Here is a 20,656-nt window from a genome sequence, read left to right as displayed (position 1 = left end):
TCAAGTCGATGAGGAATATCCCTTTTATTCGAGTCCAGATCCCCCTAAATCCCCCTTAAGAAGGGGAGTAGGGGTTGACTTAGAGTGCTTCATGTCCCCCCCTTATTAAGGGGGGTTAGGGGGGATCTAGACTTTGATACAAACAAGAGAGACGGTTGATTTTACGTTAAGTTGACACCAATGGGCTCTTGGAGTGTCCCTACAAATATTAACTGCAATTAACCGAAATTGATCGGATTCTACAATCTTTTTCCAGGGTAGGGAGAGGGCATTGCCTATTTGTGTCAACTTAAGACTGAAAGCTTGATAACTCTCGCTTTTAACGCAGTCTCGATCCCCCTAAATCCTCCTTAAGAAGGGGGACTTTGAGAAGATTCCTGTCCCCCCCTTAATAAGGGGGGTTAGGGGGGCTCTACACTTTGATACCAACAAGAGAGACGGTCGGTTTTACGTTAAGTTGACACCCATGAGTTCTTGGAGTGTCCCTACAAATATCAGGTGCAATTAACCGGATTTGATCGGATTCTACAATCGAAATCAAATTAAGCAGCAACTGCAAGCAACTTGTCGGCTTGTTTTGCGGTTTCAAAGAAGAAACGAACGTTATCTTCGGGAGTTCCCGGTAATACGCCGTGTCCCAAATTGAGGATGTGTCCGCGCGGGCCGGCTTTGCGAATTGTATCAAGAATTCGATCGCGAATAAACGGTTGAGAACCAAACAACACGCCCGGATCGAGATTTCCTTGAACGTTCATATTCGGGCCCAAACGCTTGCGCGCGTCGGCCATATCCACTGTCCAATCGACGCTGATGATATCGGCGCCGGATGTTGTCATGCGTTCGAGGAGGCCCGCACTACCGGTGACTAACAGAATTAGCGGTGTGTCAGGATGGGTTTTTTTGACTTGCTCGAATACTTGTTTCTGGTAAGGTAGAGCGAAGGTGTCGTAGTCCTGCGGGGAGAGTTGGCCGGCCCAGGAGTCGAACATTTGCACTACTTGCGCGCCGCAGTCGATTTGATAGCGCACGTAAACTGCGATCGCATCTGCGAATTTCGACAGCAACTGATGCAGTAAAGTTGGATCGGAAAATGCCATGTTTTTGATGATCGCATAATCCTTAGAACCTTTGCCCTCAACCGCATAGGCCGCCAGCGTCCACGGCGCGCCCACAAAACCGAGCACGGTGGATTTATTGCCGACTTCTTCGCGCAGGGATTTCAGGATTGTTTTGATAAACGGCAAGCTTTCTTCCGGGTTCAGCGGTTGCAGGTTGTCGATTTGCTGCTGAGTGCGGATGGGTGCGTGGATAATCGGGCCTTTGCCTTCGGCGATGTCCATGTCAATACCCAAACCCGGCATGGGGGTGACAATATCGGAAAACAGAATTACGCCGTCGGGTTGAAACGCGCGCCACGGCTGAAGGGAAACTTCGATGGCAACTTCGGGAATTTCGGAACGTTCGCGAAACGAGGGATACTTTTCTCGCAAATCTCGATAAGCCTTCATGTAGCGACCGGCTTGGCGCATCATCCACACGGGCGGGCGGTCTAGGGTTTCGCCGCGGGCTGCCCGCAACAACAAGGGAACTTCATTTAATGCCGACATTTTAACTTTTCTCTACCTTAGATATTTCAATGCCTTTGGTAGCTTACCACTGTGCGATCGTCCTTTTTGACAAAAAATTCATCTGTCGGCGGGGAGGAAGATGAGGAAAGTGGCTGAGTTCGATAGCAACCTTCTGGCACGCTCAAGAAATTCTTAATAGCTGAAACTATTGCTAATAGGAAATTTTCACATCCACCCTTTTGCTACAATGACATTGCAAACTAACAGAATCCGCGACCGCGACCTCAAGCAGACAAAGCATCTAGCACTGGCGCAGCGGCAAAGCGCCCCCAAAATCAGGACGGCGAAATAAAAATATGTTTTTTGACAATTGGGTTGAATTGATTCGGATTTTGACGATCGGCGTTTCCGCTTACGTCGTGCTGATTTTTTTGCTGCTGGCATCGGGCAAGCGAACTCTGTCGAAGTGGAATGCCTTCGATTTCATCGTTACCATCGCGCTTGGTTCGACGTTGGCGACTGTCATCATGTCAAAAGACGTTTCCTTGGTCGAGGGCGTTTTCGGACTCGGCTTACTCATCGGGCTGCAATTCATCGTCACTTGGCTTGCGGTGCGGGTAAAGTGGGTAAAAAATCTCATCAAAGCCGAACCTACTATGCTACTCAACCAAGGCCAATTTCTGCCTGTGGCGATGCGGCAGCAGCGCGTGAGTGAAGAGGAAATTCGGGCGGCGATTCGGGGGACGGGCAGCGCGTCGATCGAAGAAATCGAAGCTGTAGTGCTGGAAACCGACGGCAGTATGAGCGTTGTCAAAAAATCTCCGAACAATTCGCGATCGGCTCTCAAAGATGTAACTTAGTCGATATTTAAATCTGTAGAGACTCATCTTGTATGGTGCGTCGCTGCTCCATTTTCGAGCTTAATAGTAGGTTGTATTGGGCGACGCACCATACGGTTAATTAAATCGAAACTATCTCGTTACGCAAACTCCGCCCACCACTACCCGACATTGATCTGGGCCCGCATCGAATCTACTATCATTCCGCCGCGCCGAGTCTAAATCTCTAGTCCGCGAATTGTAGTAATAATCTCCCGCCGGATACCTTCTATTCGGGACAGCGCAGTAAGTCGAGTCTTGATTTCCATCGTCAAATCTGACTCTCACCATAGAACGTCTCTCGCGACAATCAACAGACCGCAAGCCAAAATCATCTTGCAGAAGCTGTGCTCTGTCATATTGACCGTCATATCGATCGTTATCTCGTCTCGTGTACCAATCGTCCCGCGAATTGCGAGATTGTCTGCCGCCCCCATCAATTCCCGCAACTTCCAGCGTGTAGTTACCGCCCCTGGCAGCATCTTTTGCTAACACTAACAGTTTGTAATCGCCACTACGGGGAATTTGATAATTAAACGAACGGTCTTGCGTAAAAGCGACTTGTTTGTTGTTCCCGTAAAATAGCACCATGACGGGAGTAAAACCGCGACTTCTATCTGTATCTAAAAACACTTCAATGTTGTCGCCTTCCCTCGCGCTAAATGTGTATTCTTGACCACGCAATTCTTCCGTCGGAGAGCCCGGAACCCACATATTCCGGAAACGGTAAATCGGGGAAGTGCGGCGAATTACTCCGTCTATGCGATCGTTATTACCTATCTGTTCGCCAACCGCACTTGAGGAAATTCCGGTAAGTGCCAATCCCGTAACTAGCACAGCGGCAGCAATACTGTTTAACAAGTTGTGTGTTTTCATATCAACCTCTGGAAAAATTTAAAATCTTTTTGCTTTCTTGGCGCCGACATTTGCATACACAATCCATTTTAAATGTAATTTCTGCCAACCGTGTCAACCTCACGAAACCAGGCTATTTACCGGGTGCAAAATCTCATGTTAAAGTTATAGACGTTGAGCCCTAATCTAAAGTTGCGATCGATCGCCACAAATCAGCAATCCCGATTCAGCGTCGAGACTCGCCATAATTCCCATCGGTAAAGCAGCGTTAACTCCCTCGTGCCCGAAGGGCAAATCCGAAACAATCGGAATATTCAAATCCCCCAGCCGATCGCGCAAAACTTCTTCAATGCTAAAACTAGGAATACTTGGATCAATCTCGCAGCGACTGAAGCGCCCCAAAGCAATGCCCCGCACCCCAGCGAAAGCCCCCGCCATCCGCCACAAAGTCAACATTCGATCGACCCTGTAAGGAGCTTCGGAAACATCCTCAAATGCGAGAATAACCCCGGTCAAATCCGGTTGATACGGGGTTCCGAGCAAATGAGAAGCAACCGTCAGATTCGCCGGAAACAGCGGCCCGGTGGCTTGTCCGCTGCCCCATCCTTTACCTTGCAAAGATTGTAAGGGACGACCTTCTATGCAGTCAAAAAGTCGATCGACAGACCAATCCGGTTCCGCAGCCAAAGTTGTCAGCATCGGCCCGTGAACGCCCCAAACACCCAATTTAGCCTGATTCCACAGCAAAGCAGTAATGTCGGAAAAGCCGATTAACCATTTCGGCGAATGGGAATCGGGGGTTGGGAATTGGGAATTTTCTGCCTTTCCCACATTTCCTTTTTCCAAAAGTCGAGTGCTGCCGAAACCGCCTCGAACACAGAGAATACCGCGACAATCCGGGTCATTGAGGGCATCTGCGAGCTGTCGGACGCGGTTTTCATCCGAACCGGCCAAATAGCCCCAGCGATCGTCAAAACCCGGTGTTAATTCAACTCGATAGCCGTGAGATTTCCAAATTTCTACACCCTTTTCAAAGTTGGTTGATTCTCGCAAAGTGCCACTAGGGGCAATTACTTTGAGCAAATCTCCTGGTTGCAGAAATTTTAGGTCAGTCATTTGTTATTAGTTATTAGTTATTAGTTATATCGTGTTTGGTGAATCGATCGTAATTCTGTAGTGGCGGGTTTTACAGACAATTTATGACTAAAACAGACTATCTCGAAAACCCGCCCCCACCCACCCATAAATACAAACCTACATTTTCGGATTCGATGCAAATTTCAGGTTGATTTGGGTTATCGGTTGTGGCGGGGCGGGTTTATCTAGATTGTTGATAATCGTTAGATATTATCGGTGAAACCGCCTCTACGGGATATGGTTGATTATTGATTTAGGAGTGAGTTTTTCAGATTGTTTGTTAATCATTACTACGGCAAAGTCAGAATTTCCACCCCAGAATCAGTCACAGCCAGAGTGTGTTCAAATTGAGCCGAAAGCTTTCCATCTTTGGTGATAGAAGTCCAACCATCGGCGAGAATTTCCACTTCCCAAGTACCCTCATTAATCATCGGCTCGATCGTAAAAACCATGCCTTGTCTGAGCTTTTTTCCTGTGCCCCGCTTGCCGTAATGCAAAATTTCCGGTTCAGTGTGAAAGACTCGGTGAATCCCGTGCCCCGCAAAATTTCGCACTACCGAAAAACCCTGTGCTTCAGCATATTCTTGAATTGCTGCACCGATGTCGCCGGTACGCGCACCCGGTTTGACTTCCGCAATTCCTCTTCTTAAACATTCCTCGGTTACTTCAACTAACTTTTTCGCTACAGGGGAAGGTTTGCCCACAAAAAAAGTTTTGGAAGTATCGCCATGATAACCCTCAACTAAAGGTGTTACATCAATATTAATAATGTCACCTTCTTTAAGAATTTGTTTCGCATTGGGGATGCCGTGACAAACTACTTCATTGACGCTAGCACACAGAGATTTTGGAAATCCTTTATAGCCTAGCGGAGCGCTTTTTGCTCCGTGTGCCAAAGTCCAACGTTCGGCTTCATCGTTAATTTCTAGAGTGCTTACTCCCGGTTTAACCATCGGTTCGAGATGTAGCAGAAGTTCGGCCGCTAAACGGCCGGCTTGGCGCATTTTTTCGATTTCTCTACTGGATAAAAGCACTAAACGTTCGGTTGCCATAGTTTTTTTTGTTTCCTTTTTTGTGTAGTCAATTAAGAGTTTATTTAACTCAATTTGAGAATAGAGTTGAATTGCTGTTTAATAAACTTGTAAGGTGCATCAGTCAGCAAATCTTTCTAAAAATGAGCCAGTATTATTACTGACGAACCCTACTAGCAGTGATAGATTTGAACCAGTGTTCACAACGATCGCCCAAAGCTTCCAAAGAATATTCTACCTCTACTTGTCGCCGGCAAGCGCTGCGGTCAATTTGTTCTAAGCGGGCGATCGCACCTACCAAGCCATTTACGCTATCAGGAGCCACTAAAAAGCCCGTCAGCCCGTCTCGAACAATTTCCGCCGGCCCCCCGCGCTCGTAAGCAATCACAGGCACACCGCACGCTAAAGCCTCGATCGCGACATTTCCGAAAGCTTCCACCCAGCGCGGTGTCATCAACAATGCTCCGCACTGACGGACTTGCTCTTGCATTTGAGTTGTTGTCAGAAACCCTAAATATTCTACCGGAGCATCCGGGTAATCTGCACAAATTTTTTGCCAATAATCCTCATCTTGCATTTTGCCCATAATTTTCAGGGGAATGCCTGTAATTTTCGCTGCTGCTACTGCATCTTCTAAGCCTTTTTCCGGGGCGATGCGGCCTAGCCAAGCTAATTTAGACTGCGGTTGGTCGCAAAATTTGTACAGGGATAAATCTATGCCATTTCCCAACAACTGACATTCATCGGCAAAGGCGAATGTTTTGGCTTGAGAAGCGGTGTGAACTCCGATCGTACCAGGAAACTGGACGGCGGTTTGTCCGGCTATGCGATCGAGGGCGGCGGAAAGGGAGCCCATGCTGATCAAATGTGCGATCGGAGTCCTAAAAAATGGTGTCAAATAAAATGGCAGCCAATCGTAGGCAAAATTAACAATCACATCCCATTCAGCCTGAACTTGCCGAGCATATTCCCACATATTCGCCAGCACAGAATCGGCGGGCATCACAATAGGATCATTGTAATCTTGTGTTTGGGCGGTTACTTGCAAATCACCCGTTATTTCGATTACTGGAATTGATTCTAAAATTGAACCTATCGGTGCTACAACTGCTATTTTATGACCGCGCCTCTGTAATTCTTTAGCGATGTTAAGGACTGTAAGTTCGACTCCGCCACCCAACCCCGAACCGAGTTTACCGACCGAAGTTGACAGGAACAATAGTTTTAAAGTGTCATTAGTCATTAGTCATTAGTCATTAATCAGCATTCACTAATTTTAACATAATCTAAATTATCAATTTCCCATTTCACATCTCAAGTTCAAATTATTTGAAAATTGCTACGTTTATTAATCCATCCCAGAACGCGGACGGATGCGATTCAACTGATTGATTGCCCAGCGAGCAGTTTCCTGAACTTCTGGATCTGGATCGTCCGTCGCACGGTGCAACAAGTAACTGATTTGATTCACCAATTCGTAAATCCGCGTCAAGTCGCGAATTGCATTTTTACGCACTTCGGGATTTTCATTTTGCAGCGAAATTGACCACGCATTATTCATGGGTTTGAGGGTGCGAATGCCAATTTCCGAGAGACTTGCCAAAATTAAACTGTACTGCTTGGAGTCGGAATTTGCTAGCAAATCGAGCAACGGCTCAACTGCTCTGGAATCTCCCCGCTGTCCTAGTTCCCAAATTGCTTTGCCTCTCTTTGCCGGATTTAGCTGCTGCAAATCTTCAATCAGTGCTTCAATAATATCGACTTTAGGTCTACCATCCGTTTCGGGAAGGGCAATACCTTTCTTATTAGCTAGGGAATCGGTTTGATTAGTTGTTTCGGGAATGTTGAAACCTGTGTTACTGTATCCGTTGCTGTGAGTTTCCAAGGGCGAGGTGTCGGAATTAATTCGATCGCCCTCGACTGCTGCATCCTGGGATTCTGGTGCCCCGGATTCCATATTTAACGGAAAAGGTCGATCGCTGTTCTCGATACTGTTGTCTTTTGGTACATCCAAAGGGTAGGGCAAGGCTGACAGCGGTTTGGATAGCCCAAAAGAAGCCTTGTGCTGTGTAATTGCGTGCGAGTTTGTAGGAGAATCGGGATTATTACTAAATTGAGAGTTTCTTGGGTTGTGGCGCTCAAATCTTCCCCGTCTTCGTTTAGAATAATTTGACTCGTCACTACTAACTAATTTGAGCATGATAAATACTGCCGCTGCCGTGACGACAACTGCTGCCAAACCCAACATTAAGAACCCCCGCTGACGAGACAAAATGACGATCAAATTGGATACCGATTTCGGGATCTTAGAATTAGATTTGGACGTTTTGGAAGGCTGAGATTTGTTTTTATCGGGCGCTGGAGACGGTTTTGGAGGCTTGGAATCCTGGCGATCGTCTGGGGGAGAGTTCGCCTGAGCAATTTCTTGGGAAACAGCACGCGCAGAGGCATTGAGTACCTGTTGCCCTCCGTCGGCACTTGGACTGAACGCAGCGCCCAGACAGGCAATGCAGGTGAACAAACATACAGAGGAGCGGTAATGCGCCATAAGACTCAATCCGGGTTTTGAGAGGCAACGCCGCATGACGAGCTTTAGTTTAACCTTGAGTTAGCTCGATCCTAGCTGCTATGGGCTTAACTAACTCACAAATACCACCAGACTAGCGAAAAACCCTGGTTTGAGAGGGCACCGAGCCAGATATTATAAGCACAATTGTGTCATTGAGGTGCAACTCCTTTAAATAATTAGTTTAATTAGTTTAAAACGAACAACTACATTGGCGGCCGCGACTTTAGCAGCGGCATCCCGAAAGTTGATTGCAGCTAATCTCACCTACGTCCAGTGTGCAATGCAGGCCCCGCAGCCCAGCACTGCGGGGGCGTTAGCAGACGATTGTGGCTAGCCGTCGATTTCTCACCAATAGCGTGACATGACCAAGAGTTTAACAAGCTTCCGAGCCTGCGGGTCGATCGTTTTTGTGTGAATTTGGGCTCAAGTGGGACAGGGGGATTGGCACTGGTAACGAGAAAGCCAGTTTTTTCGTTAATTCTTCGCTGCTAAACTGCATATTTTCCGTACATTCCAGGACACACTCTCGACGCTCACAAACCAGTTTTATTTACCAAAAATGCTGTAAGAAAGAGAGCGCTGATTTGACCGATGTTAATTTGCAGGGGGCAATTATCCCGGATAGAAGTGTTTGGGCGATCGACTAAGATAACCGTTAGGAAATATTGTATTCAGCTAGCCAGCGCCAAAAATCATACTATCTTGTAAAAGTAGGGTCGGATTTAGTTAGGAGCTATAGTGAGAGCGAGTAGACCCTTTCACGCAGGCGTCCTCTGCCAACGTTTTGTTTATTTGTACCCACTTACTTAAGTTAAATCAATCGGTATTTCATCCTGTGCCGCCAAATTTGATATAAGATCGAGCTAAATTTTTAGTGTGAGAGTAGAGGCGTTTGTGAGCCAACAAGATATTTTAAATTTAGCAAAAGAAGGCGATGCCAGGGCGATCGCATTTCTGATCAGCCAAGCACTCCAAAGCTTCGGCGTCACGGCTAAAGCCAGCCGGGAAAATGACACCCTGCATCTGCTGCTGGAAGCAGAACATTTACCCGCAGAAGAAGCCTGTCTCCGAGTCGCAGTCAAAGGGTTGCAGCGGCTGCAACCAAATAACCTTTACTCAGTGACAGTTTACGGGCGGCGCGACGGCGAGCAATTGCCCGCTTGGACTCAGACAGTAGAATTAAAAAAACGCTTGACTTCCGTACCCGTGAGTCCATTAGTTGCGGTGAATGCAGCAGTAGCTGCGAGTGCAGCAGTAGCAGCTAGTGTAGCCGCTTCTCCCATTCCTGTGACTTTGCCCAAGCTAGAAAAAACTCAAAACGTCACAACGGCGCCCCCTCAAACACCAGAAAAATCTCCGCCCCAACCCCCTCAAATCCCAACTCCAAAACCCCCAAACCAAAGGCAGCAAAAGCCATCGCCGCAGCCAGCATTAGCCCGCACTAAAACTAAAAAATCTGGGCTGTCACTCGCTGCTCTGAGTCTCATTCTCGTGCCGATATCCGGCTTGGTTCTGGCTTCTCAACTTTACAAATCCTCAACCACCGCTACTAATAACCCTCTAACGTCAAAGCCTGCGGTACAAGAAGTGAGCTCGACACCCGCAGCCAAACCCCTGCCCGCTCCAAAATCGCCATCTCCGGCTGCCAAAAAACCTGCCATTGTGCCCGCCACTGTCAGCATCAAAGCAGTTGGCGACATGATCCCCGGCACAAATTATCCCTACAACAAACTGCCGGCAAAAAAAGAGATGTTATTAGAGTCGGTAAAACCGTACCTCAAAGGAGCTGATATTCTGTTTGGCAATTTTGAAAGCACGATGACCGATCATCCTTACAGTTCCAAAGCAGGCGGCGGACGAATGCTGTTTGCCTTTCGGACGCCTCCGAGTTATGCCAAAATTTTCAAAGATGTTGGTTTTGATATTTTAAATGTTGCCAACAATCACTCTTACGATTTTAACGAGCAAGGATTTAAGGACACGATTAAAAACATCGACAGCAACGGCATGAAGGCTGTTGGTAAAAGAGATCAAATTGTGTATCAAAATGTCAAGGGCGTGAATTTTGCATTTATCGGTTTCAGTAACTACGGCGAAGTTCACAATTCTTTGCTGGAACTGAAAGCGGGAGCAGAAGTTGTCAAAAAAGCCAAGGAAAAGGCTGATATTGTAGTGATATCAGTTCATGCTGGAGCTGAAGGAACGGGAGCTATCAATGTGAGAAATAAAACTGAGTTCTTTTACGGAGAAAACCGGGGAAATATGGTTTTGTTTTCGCGGACGATGATTGATGCGGGAGCCGATTTGATTTTGGGCCATGGCCCGCACGTTCCGCGAGCAATGGAACTTTATAAAGGTAAATTGATTGCTTACTCTCTGGGAAATTTTTTGGGTTATCGCACTTTGTCTACAGCAGGAGCACTCGGTCAATCTCTAATTTTAGATGTGAAAATGACTCCGCAAGGGGATTTTGTTTCTGGTAAGATTATCCCCGTCCAACTTGACGGGCGAGGTGTTCCGGCTGTTGATAACAAATTTAGAACTGTGGGGTTGATTAACCGTTTGACAAAGAGCGATTTTCCCAATAGCGGTTTGACAATTGATGACAAGGGGCAAATTTTGAAAAAAAGTAAGTAGTCGTTAGTCGTTAGTCAGTAGTCATTAGTCATTAGTCATTAGTCATTAGTCAGTAGTCAGTTGGTAGCGGGCACTCACAGGCATCGCCCCTACTTACTGCCTACTGACTGCTCATTTCTTTCAAAGCTTCTTTCATTTCGTCTGCAGTCGTCGTTGCCGTACCGAATTGACGCACGACAATACTAGCCGCCAAATTGCCCAAAACTGCCGCTTCCCAACCCGATGCACCGACGCACAAAGCTAAAGTCATTGCTGCTACAACTGTATCTCCAGCACCAGTTACGTCGAATACATCAGTCTTGTTAAAAGGGGGAATGTCCCAACTTTGAATGGCAAATTCCCCCTTTTCACAAATGGATGTTGGAGGGGGTGAATTTTTGATTTCTTCGCCGTTCGCCCTTTCAAACAAAGTCATCCCTTCTTCGCCGCGAGTAATCAGGATTTTTTGAGCTTGAGTTAAGTTCAATAAATCGCGTCCTGCTTGCATTAAAGTTTGAGGGTTTTTGATAGCATATCCGACGGCTTGCTCGGCTTCTGGCAAGTTCGGAGTAAACAGCATTGCTCCAGAATATCGCTGCAAATTTATTTGAGCGTCTACAATTGTTTTGCCGGGAACCACTGCAGATTCGATCGCCAAATTCGTCCAAACTCCGTCGCCGTAGTCGGAACAAACCACTGCATCTACTGTCGGTATTTGCTGCCGGATGTAGTCTGCCAGTTGCAACTGCAAATCTAAATCCGGCAACTCGTCCGATTTGCGATCGACTCGAACAATTTGCTGAGTCACCGACTGCCGCGCGTGCCCGGAGATTCGAGTTTTGGTGACAGTTGGACGCTGCGAATCGATTAAAATCCCACCCGTATCAATTCCCGCTGCCTCAAAAATACCGCACAAAGCCTTTCCCTGGTCGTCTTTTCCCACCAAACCAGCAACTTTTACTTTGCCTCCCAGTTTGGCTAAATTATAGACAGCATTTGCGCCACCTCCGGGTACTTGCTGAGTATTTTCGTAGCGCAAAATCAACACAGGTGCTTCGCGGGAAATTCGCTCTACTTGTCCGGTAAGAAACTCGTCCAAGGTCAAATCTCCGATCGCTAATACCTGCGCTTGATCGAAGCAGTCTAATCTTTTCAATAATTGCTCTGTTGAGGCACGCAGTTGAGGCAAAAAATCGGAATAGTCGTTAGTCATTAACCAAAAAAATGAGACTGAGGAGTTGATAATTGAGTGTGGAACGAGCGGGAATTAAAAATCCTAATATTAATTAATAATTAATTTCCTCCCTTGTTTTATTTTTAACTTTTAATTGATTTTCTCACTGGGATTTTGATAAACCAGTTGCAGGCTATTGGCGATCGCACTCGCTCAAACAATTTGGCAAAAAAATGCGGATAAAATCGCAGCCTTTGAGACTCAACTGAAAGTTTCACGGTGTGGAAGTTTCCTTCTACATAAGTGCCTTCAAAAAACAGCAGAATTATTTCAATTTCTGCTTGATGATCGTAATCACCTGAGTCATTTGTTTTTTGAGTGCATCAATTTCCGCTTGCATTTTCGCCATTTTGGCAGTCATCGCCTGAATTTCGGCGGCGCCCCCTCCAGAAGTGGGTGCAGCGGCGGCGACTGGGGCTTCCGGCACTGGTTTCTTTTTGGCCAGTACCATCGCCGATTTGATCGCCTCGGTTAGCTGCTTTTTCTCAAACGGTTTGGCGATGAATGCAAAAAAATGCTTCTCAAAGGGTTTCGGAATTTTTTCCATCACCTCTTCTTCGCGGCCCGACATGATCACCAAAGGTATCTTAGAAAGCTCAGGATGGGCTTGCACTTTTTGATACACTTCCCAACCGCTGACTTTGGGCAGTAGGAAATCTAACATAATTAGATTTGGCCGGGCTTGACGGATCAGTTTGAGTCCCTCTTCGCCGTCTTTTGCTTCTAGAATTTCAAAGTTACCCTGAGGCAACATCTCTCGGACTCGGAGGCGGATGACTTTACTGTCATCGATTACCAAGATTTTTTGACCAGCCACGACTGACTCCTTCAGTAATGAATGAGTGATGATTTGCAACCTTCAGTATATCCCTAACAGAATTCTACCCATAATTCTGGGCGAGTTTAGTTTTGTTGCACCTTGGTGCGATTCTGATTTCGGGTGATACTCCTACAAGTTCAGGGGCTTTGATTTCGGATACGATCGAAGGAATTAACTTGCTCGCCACTTAATTATATGTCGCCCCAAATTCCTCAAACTCCTACAGTCAAAGCAATTGCCACCCAAATGCGGGGTGAAATCGAGGCGATGCCGGAGTGGTTGCGTAGGCCCGTTGGCAAAGCTAGCGAACTTTCCCAAGTGCAAAAAATTATCAAACAGCGGCAAATTCACACGATTTGTGAGGAGGGGAGATGTCCCAACCGGGGCGAGTGCTACGCGCAAAAAACGGCGACTTTTTTGTTGATGGGGCCGACTTGCACCCGCGCTTGTGCTTTTTGTCAAGTAGATAAAGGTCATTCTCCGATGCCCCTCGACCCGGAGGAACCGCAAAAGGTGGCCGAAGCTGTGCAGTTGTTGGGTTTGCGCTATGCGGTGCTGACTTCGGTGGCGAGGGATGATTTGCCGGATGGGGGTGCGGGTTGGTTTGCCAGGACGATCGCCCAAATCCGTCTTCTTAACCCGGATACTGAAATTGAGGTACTGACGCCGGATTTTTGGGGGGGAACGGGTAGGGGCGGTGCCCCCGTGCCCGCCCCCGATGGGGAGAATTCCGGCCTCGATGAGTTGCAGCGACAGCGAATTCGCACGGTGGTGGAGGCTAAGCCGGCTTGTTACAACCACAATATTGAGACGGTGCGTCGGTTGCAAGGGCCGGTGCGGAGGGGGGCGAAGTACGATCGCTCGATCGACGTTCTGCGTATTGTTAAGCAATATGACCCAACTATTCCCACCAAATCCGGTTTGATGTTGGGGCACGGGGAAACCGAAGCCGAGATAGTCGAAGCGATGATTGATTTGCGGGACGCCAAGTGCGATCGGCTCACCCTCGGTCAATACATGAGACCATCTCTAGAGCACCTCCCAGTGCGTAAATACTGGACGCCAGCCGAATTTGACCGTTTCGGGTCGATCGCGCGGGAGATGGGGTTTGAGCACGTGCGATCGGGGCCTCTCGTCCGCAGTTCCTACCACGCCGGAGAGAGCGATTGAAATTAATTTGAATTCCACTCGGTATAAACTCCTTGTTACAAAAAATAACTCTAGAGGATTGTGCATAAGTGCGACGCTCTCTGCTATTTGTAAATACAGTGACATTATGAATTAGGAGCTTTACCTATGGCAGAGATAGCGAAGAACCAATTAAAATCCGACTCCGTGATGAAAACGGGCAAATTCCCTTACACATTTCGCGCAGGCTGGTTTCTCTTGCTGTTAGCAATCAATTTTTTGGTTGCAGCCTATTATTTCCATATCATTGAATAGTTCTGCAACTTAATTTTTAGCAGACCCTGCTGTTCTCGACCTCAACGTCAGAGAATGGGAGAGGGGGAGAGGGAGAAAGTTTTGAGTTTTGAGTTGGGGAGAATATGACTTCATCCCTCTTGCTTCTGACTACTAACTTTTTCCCTATTCCCTATTCCCTCTTCCTTCTGACTCGTGACTCCTGAATCCCGACTTTTGCTCAATAATTAATCCGTGTATCCGTGTCGTACCTTTCCTCTTCCCTATTCCCTCTTCCTTCTGACTCGTGACTTCTGAATCCCGACTTTTGCTCAATAATTAATCCGTGTATCCGTGTCCAAATCCGTGTCGTGCCTTCCTTCTTCCTTCTCTAGCGATTTCTCGACGCTTCTAGCTTTGACAAGCGTTCTTGAATTTTAATAACATCTTGCTTAGTTTCAATTGCCAAGGTTGCTAAATTGTCAAACATCGGGTCTCCCGACAGCGTTCTAGGATTTGTGCGACCAGAACCTGAAGGGGAAGAAGACTGAGGCCGGTTAACTCTAGAACTTTGATTCTGCAAACTGTAGATTTGTCCTCGGAGTTCAGAAATTTGACGTTCTAATTGAGTAATGCGAAATTCTAATTGACTTGTGGATTGAGCTGGTGTAAAAATTGGTGCTACAGCAATTGCTAAGGCACAAGCAAGACACAAAAAACTGATTTTTAGGGCGCGATGGCGATTTTTTTTCGGCATAGCTTTAATAATTTAAATAATACCAGTTCTACGATAACAAATCGCCGATATTTTTGGTCTCTATCAGAAGTATGTCTTATGGCAAGTAGGAATGTAGCTATTTTAATGTTCGATGATGTCGAGGTACTGGACTTTGCAGGCCCTTTTGAAGTGTTTTCGGTGACATCAGAATTAAGTAAAGGCGATCAACCTTTTGCCGTCTCTACCGTAGCCCAACATCCCGGTGCTGTCAACGCCCGCAACGGTTTGAGCATAAATCCCGACTGCACCATTTTCGATTGTCCGCCACCGGATATTTTAATTGTACCGGGAGGGCAAGGTACGAGAAAGTTAATCAATAATTCAGCAGTTGTTAATTGGATAAAAGATTGTGCGCCAACAGCAGAATTAGTGCTTTCTGTCTGTACGGGTTCGCTGCTTTTAGCAAAAGCTGGCTTGTTGGAAGGTTTGGCAGCAACTACCCACCATCAGGCATTGGAGTTATTGAGAGAATTAGCTCCTAACACAACTATTATCGAAAATCAGCGATTTGTAGATAACGGCAAAATCATCACTTCTGGGGGAATTGCTGCGGGAATTGATATGTCTTTGCACGTTGTCGGGAAACTTTTGGGTACAGGACAAGCTGAACAAACAGCAGAGCACATGGAGTATAAAATTGGGAATTAGTAATTGGGCATTGGACATGGTTAATTGTATAATTTGCGTGTATGGGCGAGTTTTACCAATAATAATTGCCTAAAACAAACAATCTCGTAAACGCGCCCCGCCCATACACGAAGGATGCTACCGGACGTGATATCAAGCATCTTCGCCCCAAACTTTTAGTTGTAAATAGACTAATATCAAAGCTATAGCCATCAGGAAAGTTGCTGCAGCGGCTGCATAGCCAAAATCAAATTGCGAAAAAGCTTGCTCGTAAATATAATAAACTAGCAAATTAGTAGAGTTCAAAGGGCCGCCGCCGGTGATGACGTAAACTTGCTCGAAACTCCGCAGGGTAAAAATAGCAGTAGTGACGGTAGCAAATACTAAAGTCGGCCGCAAACCGGGTAAAGTGATGTACAAAAATTGCTGCCAAGCATTAGCTCCATCCAATTCTGCGGCTTCGTAACGATTTACCGGAATTGCTTGTAATCCTGCTAAAAATACTACCATATTAAAGCCTAATTGTTTCCAAACACTGAGCAGAATGATCACTGGCATTGCCCAAACTGTGCTACTCAGCCAAGGAATTGGATTTAAGCCGATCGCACTTAGGGCATTATTCACCGGGCCTTCGGTTTGAAACAACCACCGCCAACCCAAGCCAACTGCAACTAGAGAGGTAATCGAAGGAATAAAATAAGCGGTGCGGAGAGCTCCTCGCCAAGCAAACGAGCGATTTAGCAAAACTGCCAAACCCAATGGAATCACTAAACTGGGAATGACTGTTGCAGTAGTAAAATAGAGCGTGTTTTGGAGAATTTGCCAGAAATCCGGGTTTGTGACTAGACGCCAGTAGTTGTTGAAGCCAATCCAACGCACTCCCGACTGGGTAAAGCTGCCGCTGGTAAAGCTGAGGTAAAATAAATAGGCGATCGGCCAAATCAAAAAAGTACCCAAAAACAGCAAAGCTGGGGCCAAGAAAGTCCAAGCTGCGATCGTATCATTATCCAACCAGTTAAAACGCCCAAATTTAATCCGAACCATTGGCTTGTAAATTTTAGCTTTTAGTTTTAAATGGTATCACAATATAGGTCAATGTCAAAATGAATCTTCTCGATATATTAGCTCATTTACCCACTATAGAAACTGAAAGGCTGCTGCTCAGAAAAATTACTTTAAACGATGCTAGCGATATGTTTGAGTATGCTTGCAACCCGGAAGTATCAGAATACACAATGTGGTCAACTCACACATCTATCGAAGATACTAAATACTTTCTAAAATCCATTACTAAAATGTACAAAAGACGAGAGCTTGTAGATTGGGGAATCGTCCACAAAGCCGAGAAAAAATTTATCGGCACTTGCGGATTTGTGGAATGGAGCATGACGCACAGCCGGGCGGAAATTGGCTACGCACTTTCTAGAAGATATTGGGGCGAAGGATACATGAGCGAGGCTGTCAATGCAGTGATTGACTTCGGTTTTCGGGAGATGTTGCTGAATCGAATTGTGGCTCGATGTGAAGTTAACAATATTGCTTCAGCTAGGGTGATGGAAAAAGTGGGGATGCAATTGGAAGGGATATTGCGACAGCAGCTATTTGTAAAAGGCAGATATTGGGATCTAAAACTTTATTCGATTCTCAGGGAAGAGTTTTTTGGTAATATTGTAGAATAGGGTTGAATCAGTAAGTCACATAACCAAATATACTTAGGACTTAGCCAATATTTCCATGTAGAGTGCGACCAAGCACCATTTACCTCTATAGTAGAATACGAGTGAATAGTTTTTATCTTGATGACAAGCGAATTTCTTGATAGTACCCGCCACGTGATTTATCCGTGGAATCAATCCAAAATCTAAAATCTAAAATCCTCAAGCCCCGAATTAATCCGTGGGGTCGCCTCCAAAATCTAAAATCTAAAATCTAAAATCGAATGACCGCTAATCCAGTATCTGTTAATTCCAATGCCTGCCTCATTTCTCCTGAGATTGGCAAAAGTGCGTTAGCGAAGCCCGCCCCTACGGGGGCTACGCCAACGAAGAGAATCGCTCCCGCTCACACTCCATTAAAAGTAGGAGTTTTGGCATCAGGAAGCGGCAGCAATTTCGAGGTAATTGCCCAAGCCATCCAAAACCAACAACTCAACGCTCAAATCCCAGTATTAATTTACAACAATCCCGAAGCCAAAGCAGCAGCCAGAGCCGAAAAATACGGCATTCCCTCGATTCTTCTCAATCACCGCGACTGCAAAAGTCGCGAAGAATTAGATACAAAAATTGTCAAAACTTTCCAAGATTATGATGTAGAATGGGTCGTGATGGCGGGTTGGATGCGAATTGTTACCAAAGTTTTGTTTGATGCTTTTCCCGATCGCGTTATAAACATTCACCCCAGCTTACTGCCGAGTTTTCCAGGAATTCGCGCCGTCGAGCAAGCACTAGCCGCCAAGGTTAAAATCACTGGATGTACGGTGCATATCGCCCGTTTAGAAGTAGACAGCGGGCCGATTTTAATGCAGGCTGCGGTGCCGGTATTGCCTGATGATACAGCAGAAACACTGCACGCTCGAATTCAGGTGCAAGAGCACAAGATTATGCTCGGTGCGATCGCACTTATTGCCGAATCTAATCAAAAAGATTGTGACTAAAAACCTCACCAGTGCCGCATCTATTGCCCAATTGCCCGTCAGCGAATCACCCGAAACAGGCCCGCCGCTGACTGACTCCAATCCCCTGAAATTAATTCTCAAAGAAAGGCTCAAAAAGAACATCGGCATCAAGGGAGAATTCTATCTGCCTTGCTTGCCATCGATGCTAGACGACTATCTTAAATTACTCTCTGACTTCTTAAACATTCTCGGACAAAACATAGACGCTGCCCAAGCCGAAAACTTGCGAACATTAATCGCCAACGCCTTAGCAGAAGGATTCAAAAATTCCCCCCACGCTAATCTAATAGTCTCATACTTTCCCGCCAATTCCCAAAGCGGTTTAGCTGGCGGCATTACTCTGAATACCCAGATTCAAATCGAATCAATGGCCCAAAAATATCATAGCTGGCCGGATATTCGCCCCGAACCTTTATTCGGCAGCAATCCCGATGCCAAAGTCATCGCCATTGCTGCCGAATTAGGCGAACCGGGAAAAACACCTATTTTAGATGTTGGTGCGGGCCCGGGGCGCAATAGTTTGCCTTTAGCAAGGTTAGGTCATTCCGTGGATGCGATCGAACTAACACCGATATTTGCCGAGAAGCTATCAGCAGCAGCAACCGCCGAAAACTTGCCGATAAATGTCACCCAAGGCGACGTTTTAGACCCATTATTGAGGATGAAAACTTATCGGTACAAATTAGCCATTGCTACCGAAGTTCTCTCTCACTTCCGCTATCCCGAACAAATTCGTCTTTTCCTCGGCAAAATGTCCGATGCTGTTTTAAGCAGCGGGTTTATATTATTCAGTGCTTTCTTAGCTGTAGAGGGGTACGAACCCGATGAGATGGCAAAACAAATGTCTGAATTGTGTTGGTCTTATCTGATTACCAGGCAAGAATTGCAAGCAGCAATCGAGGGTTTGCCGTTAGAAATTATTTCTGATGAATCGGTAATTGAATACGAACAGAAACATTTGCCTGACTCTGCGTGGCCGCCGACACCTTGGTTTGTCAGTTGGGCTAGCGGGCGCGATTTATTTTCTGTGCAACAAACACCGCCGTTAGAGTTGCGGTGGATACTTGTTAAACGCTTGTAGCTAAATTAGTAGAGTGTGTCAGAAGATATAGCCAATCCTAAATCATTGGTGAATTTCTTACTCCCTCCCCTTAGTAAGGGGAGGGTTGGGGTGGGGTAAAACATTTACAACTCATTTAGGATTGCTATAATCATCGATAAAATAACGCACTCTGACGCACCGTAGGACAATTTTTAGCGGTTAAAAATCCAATCCTAAATCTCGGATGCCCGCAATTGTCCGCAGGCTGCATCTGCTTCTAATCCGCGAGAATAGCGCACGCTAACTGCAATTTTCTTTTCCTTCAAAGTCGCAACGAAACTGTTAATTCGATTGGGAGTCGGTCGCTTATATTCAGCTTCCTGAATCGGATTATAAGGAATCAAATTGACGTGACACTGAAAGCCGCGCAACTGACTAGCCAACTCGGCTGCGTGTTCTGGCAAGTCATTCACACCTGCTAAAAGTACGTATTCAAAACTTAATCTGCGCCCAGTCGATCGCACATATTCCCGACATTCTGCGATTAACTCACCCAAAGGATAAGGGCGGGCGCTAGGAATTAACTCTTCGCGCAATCTTTGATTGGAAGCGTGGAGGCTGACGGCGAGGGTAACTTGCAGTTGATGTTCAGCTAGTTGGCTGATGCGATTGCGAATCCCGACTGTGGAAATAGTGATGTTTCGCTGTCCAATTCCTACGTCTTGATTCAAACACTTGACAGCAGCTACAACGTTATCGAAATTCAGCAGGGGTTCGCCCATTCCCATAAATACGATGTGGCTGACTCTGCGGCCGAAATCTTGCTGTACTGTCAAGACTTGATCGACGATTTCGTTTACTTCTAAATTGCGCTTGAAACCGCCTTTTCCGGTAGCGCAAAAGTCGCAGCCCATCGCGCAGCCAACTTGGGCTGAGACGCACACAGTCAGCCGTTTATCGGTGGGAATGCCGACTGTTTCAATGATTTGACCGTCTGCCAATTTTAAGAGATACTTTACGGTGGCGTCTGGTGCGACCGATCGATAGTGAATTGTCGATCGCCCGATCGGAATTTTAGCAACAGTCTCGCGCCACTGTTTCGAGAATACAGAAATGTCAGAGATCGATCGCGCACCTTTCTCATAAATCCACTGGTACAACTGCTTTCCCCGATAAGCCGGTTGTCCCTGCTGCTGCACCCACTCCGTTAACTCAGCTAAACTCGCCCCCAGCAAGGGCGGAATTTTACCCGACTCAACAGCCAAAGCAGCAGTCTTGCGAGACTGATTCGCACCCCTGGAATTACCAGAAGAGTACACCTGAGAAACGGAAGTAGGAGACATAGGTCATCAGAAAATTTAAAGCCATCCTCCATATTAAAACTTCTCGACCAAAACTGCCGTTAATCCTCCTCAAGCCACTTATG

General features: G+C 46.4%; 19 protein-coding genes. 8 read left to right on the top strand and 11 right to left on the bottom strand.

Translation table 11 applies throughout. The annotated features are described in order from the left end of the window. Positions 1-542: 542 nt before the first annotated feature. On the bottom strand, positions 543-1,607 hold the full coding sequence (gene hemE / locus Q5691_RS02495; RefSeq protein ID WP_333185260.1) for a uroporphyrinogen decarboxylase: 1,065 nt from the start codon (positions 1,605-1,607) through the stop codon (positions 543-545). A gap of 317 nt (positions 1,608-1,924) precedes the next feature. Between hemE and Q5691_RS02490 the strand changes: the two genes are divergently transcribed. Further along, positions 1,925-2,428 carry a YetF domain-containing protein gene (locus tag Q5691_RS02490; RefSeq protein WP_333216494.1) on the top strand — a complete coding sequence of 168 codons (504 nt, stop codon included), beginning with the start codon at positions 1,925-1,927 and terminating at the stop codon, positions 2,426-2,428. A 111-nt stretch (positions 2,429-2,539) separates the two neighbouring features. On the opposite strand, the gene Q5691_RS02485 is transcribed toward Q5691_RS02490, so the two are convergent. The 5 genes from Q5691_RS02485 to Q5691_RS02465 all read right to left on the bottom strand — a co-directional run bounded on the left by Q5691_RS02485 (position 2,540) and on the right by Q5691_RS02465 (position 8,017). Beyond that, complete coding sequence (locus Q5691_RS02485) at positions 2,540-3,322, bottom strand: hypothetical protein (RefSeq protein WP_333216495.1); 783 nt, start codon at positions 3,320-3,322, stop codon at positions 2,540-2,542. 165 nt (positions 3,323-3,487) lie between these two features. After that, positions 3,488-4,417 (bottom strand): LD-carboxypeptidase, encoded by a 930-nt coding sequence (locus Q5691_RS02480; RefSeq protein WP_333309537.1) that lies wholly within the window; start codon positions 4,415-4,417, stop codon positions 3,488-3,490. Between the two features lie 311 nt (positions 4,418-4,728). Beyond that, the gene (gene map / locus Q5691_RS02475) at positions 4,729-5,490 is read right to left on the bottom strand and encodes a type I methionyl aminopeptidase (protein ID WP_333216499.1); all 762 of its coding nucleotides are present in this window, start codon (positions 5,488-5,490) and stop codon (positions 4,729-4,731) included. 136 nt (positions 5,491-5,626) lie between these two features. Then, positions 5,627-6,712, bottom strand: coding sequence for a glycosyltransferase family 4 protein (locus tag Q5691_RS02470; protein WP_333343849.1), 1,086 nt, complete (start codon positions 6,710-6,712; stop codon positions 5,627-5,629). A gap of 105 nt (positions 6,713-6,817) precedes the next feature. Then, positions 6,818-8,017, bottom strand: a complete 1,200-nt coding sequence (locus Q5691_RS02465) for a HEAT repeat domain-containing protein (RefSeq protein WP_333343848.1) — start codon at positions 8,015-8,017, stop codon at positions 6,818-6,820. Positions 8,018-8,932: 915 nt separating this feature from the next. Between Q5691_RS02465 and Q5691_RS02460 the strand changes: the two genes are divergently transcribed. After that, positions 8,933-10,675 (top strand): CapA family protein, encoded by a 1,743-nt coding sequence (locus tag Q5691_RS02460; RefSeq protein WP_333215370.1) that lies wholly within the window; start codon positions 8,933-8,935, stop codon positions 10,673-10,675. A 100-nt stretch (positions 10,676-10,775) separates the two neighbouring features. Here Q5691_RS02460 and Q5691_RS02455 read toward each other — a convergent pair whose 3' ends face one another. After that, complete coding sequence (locus Q5691_RS02455) at positions 10,776-11,867, bottom strand: PfkB family carbohydrate kinase (protein ID WP_333215368.1); 1,092 nt, start codon at positions 11,865-11,867, stop codon at positions 10,776-10,778. Between the two features lie 286 nt (positions 11,868-12,153). After that, positions 12,154-12,705: a response regulator gene (locus Q5691_RS02450; RefSeq protein ID WP_333215366.1), complete on the bottom strand. Its 552-nt coding sequence runs from the start codon at positions 12,703-12,705 to the stop codon at positions 12,154-12,156. Between the two features lie 198 nt (positions 12,706-12,903). Between Q5691_RS02450 and Q5691_RS02445 the strand changes: the two genes are divergently transcribed. Together Q5691_RS02445 and Q5691_RS02440 are read left to right on the top strand one after the other, a co-directional pair. Continuing rightward, entirely contained in the window at positions 12,904-13,878 is a 975-nt protein-coding gene (locus Q5691_RS02445) for a lipoyl synthase (RefSeq protein WP_333215365.1), read from the top strand. A gap of 126 nt (positions 13,879-14,004) precedes the next feature. Beyond that, on the top strand, positions 14,005-14,151 hold the full coding sequence (locus tag Q5691_RS02440) for a photosystem I protein PsaX (protein ID WP_332954628.1): 147 nt from the start codon (positions 14,005-14,007) through the stop codon (positions 14,149-14,151). A 349-nt stretch (positions 14,152-14,500) separates the two neighbouring features. Here Q5691_RS02440 and Q5691_RS02435 read toward each other — a convergent pair whose 3' ends face one another. Then, positions 14,501-14,866 (bottom strand): hypothetical protein, encoded by a 366-nt coding sequence (locus Q5691_RS02435; RefSeq protein WP_333215363.1) that lies wholly within the window; start codon positions 14,864-14,866, stop codon positions 14,501-14,503. 78 nt (positions 14,867-14,944) lie between these two features. On the opposite strand from Q5691_RS02435, the gene Q5691_RS02430 reads away from it, so the two are divergent. Next, the gene (locus Q5691_RS02430) at positions 14,945-15,535 is read left to right on the top strand and encodes a DJ-1/PfpI family protein (RefSeq protein WP_333309545.1); all 591 of its coding nucleotides are present in this window, start codon (positions 14,945-14,947) and stop codon (positions 15,533-15,535) included. Between the two features lie 132 nt (positions 15,536-15,667). Here Q5691_RS02430 and Q5691_RS02425 read toward each other — a convergent pair whose 3' ends face one another. Then, positions 15,668-16,558, bottom strand: coding sequence for a sugar ABC transporter permease (locus Q5691_RS02425; protein WP_333215359.1), 891 nt, complete (start codon positions 16,556-16,558; stop codon positions 15,668-15,670). Between the two features lie 59 nt (positions 16,559-16,617). Between Q5691_RS02425 and Q5691_RS02420 the strand changes: the two genes are divergently transcribed. From Q5691_RS02420 to Q5691_RS02410, 3 genes are all read left to right on the top strand, one after another. After that, complete coding sequence (locus Q5691_RS02420) at positions 16,618-17,193, top strand: GNAT family protein (protein WP_333215358.1); 576 nt, start codon at positions 16,618-16,620, stop codon at positions 17,191-17,193. Between the two features lie 260 nt (positions 17,194-17,453). Then, complete coding sequence (gene purN, locus Q5691_RS02415; protein ID WP_333215356.1) at positions 17,454-18,167, top strand: phosphoribosylglycinamide formyltransferase; 714 nt, start codon at positions 17,454-17,456, stop codon at positions 18,165-18,167. Beyond that, complete coding sequence (locus tag Q5691_RS02410; RefSeq protein WP_333309554.1) at positions 18,160-19,269, top strand: class I SAM-dependent methyltransferase; 1,110 nt, start codon at positions 18,160-18,162, stop codon at positions 19,267-19,269. The genes purN and Q5691_RS02410 overlap by 8 nt, the downstream gene beginning before the upstream one ends. Before the next feature lie 194 nt (positions 19,270-19,463). On the opposite strand, the gene rlmN is transcribed toward Q5691_RS02410, so the two are convergent. Next, positions 19,464-20,573: a 23S rRNA (adenine(2503)-C(2))-methyltransferase RlmN gene (gene rlmN / locus Q5691_RS02405; RefSeq protein WP_333215352.1), complete on the bottom strand. Its 1,110-nt coding sequence runs from the start codon at positions 20,571-20,573 to the stop codon at positions 19,464-19,466. Positions 20,574-20,656: the final 83 nt, after the last annotated feature.

Source organism: Microcoleus sp. w1-18aA5 (assembly GCF_036701705.1).
GTDB lineage: Bacteria > Cyanobacteriota > Cyanobacteriia > Cyanobacteriales > Microcoleaceae > Microcoleus.
This window is presented reverse-complemented; position numbering and strand designations above follow the sequence as displayed.

Excerpts from the sequence above, each read along its gene's own strand:
- Q5691_RS02420 (WP_333215358.1), top strand. The coding sequence starts at position 16,618 with ATGAATCTTCTCGATATATTAGCTCATTTACCCACTATAGAAACTGAA.
- Q5691_RS02485 (WP_333216495.1), bottom strand. The coding sequence starts at position 3,322 with ATGAAAACACACAACTTGTTAAACAGTATTGCTGCCGCTGTGCTAGTT.
- Q5691_RS02445 (WP_333215365.1), top strand. The coding sequence starts at position 12,904 with ATGTCGCCCCAAATTCCTCAAACTCCTACAGTCAAAGCAATTGCCACC.
- purN (WP_333215356.1), top strand. The coding sequence starts at position 17,454 with ATGACCGCTAATCCAGTATCTGTTAATTCCAATGCCTGCCTCATTTCT.
- Q5691_RS02425 (WP_333215359.1), bottom strand. The coding sequence starts at position 16,558 with ATGGTTCGGATTAAATTTGGGCGTTTTAACTGGTTGGATAATGATACG.
- Q5691_RS02435 (WP_333215363.1), bottom strand. The coding sequence starts at position 14,866 with ATGCCGAAAAAAAATCGCCATCGCGCCCTAAAAATCAGTTTTTTGTGT.
- Q5691_RS02465 (WP_333343848.1), bottom strand. The coding sequence starts at position 8,017 with ATGGCGCATTACCGCTCCTCTGTATGTTTGTTCACCTGCATTGCCTGT.
- Q5691_RS02470 (WP_333343849.1), bottom strand. The coding sequence starts at position 6,712 with ATGACTAATGACACTTTAAAACTATTGTTCCTGTCAACTTCGGTCGGT.
- hemE (WP_333185260.1), bottom strand. The coding sequence starts at position 1,607 with ATGTCGGCATTAAATGAAGTTCCCTTGTTGTTGCGGGCAGCCCGCGGC.
- Q5691_RS02455 (WP_333215368.1), bottom strand. The coding sequence starts at position 11,867 with ATGACTAACGACTATTCCGATTTTTTGCCTCAACTGCGTGCCTCAACA.
- Q5691_RS02430 (WP_333309545.1), top strand. The coding sequence starts at position 14,945 with ATGGCAAGTAGGAATGTAGCTATTTTAATGTTCGATGATGTCGAGGTA.
- rlmN (WP_333215352.1), bottom strand. The coding sequence starts at position 20,573 with ATGTCTCCTACTTCCGTTTCTCAGGTGTACTCTTCTGGTAATTCCAGG.
- Q5691_RS02490 (WP_333216494.1), top strand. The coding sequence starts at position 1,925 with ATGTTTTTTGACAATTGGGTTGAATTGATTCGGATTTTGACGATCGGC.
- Q5691_RS02480 (WP_333309537.1), bottom strand. The coding sequence starts at position 4,417 with ATGACTGACCTAAAATTTCTGCAACCAGGAGATTTGCTCAAAGTAATT.
- Q5691_RS02440 (WP_332954628.1), top strand. The coding sequence starts at position 14,005 with ATGGCAGAGATAGCGAAGAACCAATTAAAATCCGACTCCGTGATGAAA.
- map (WP_333216499.1), bottom strand. The coding sequence starts at position 5,490 with ATGGCAACCGAACGTTTAGTGCTTTTATCCAGTAGAGAAATCGAAAAA.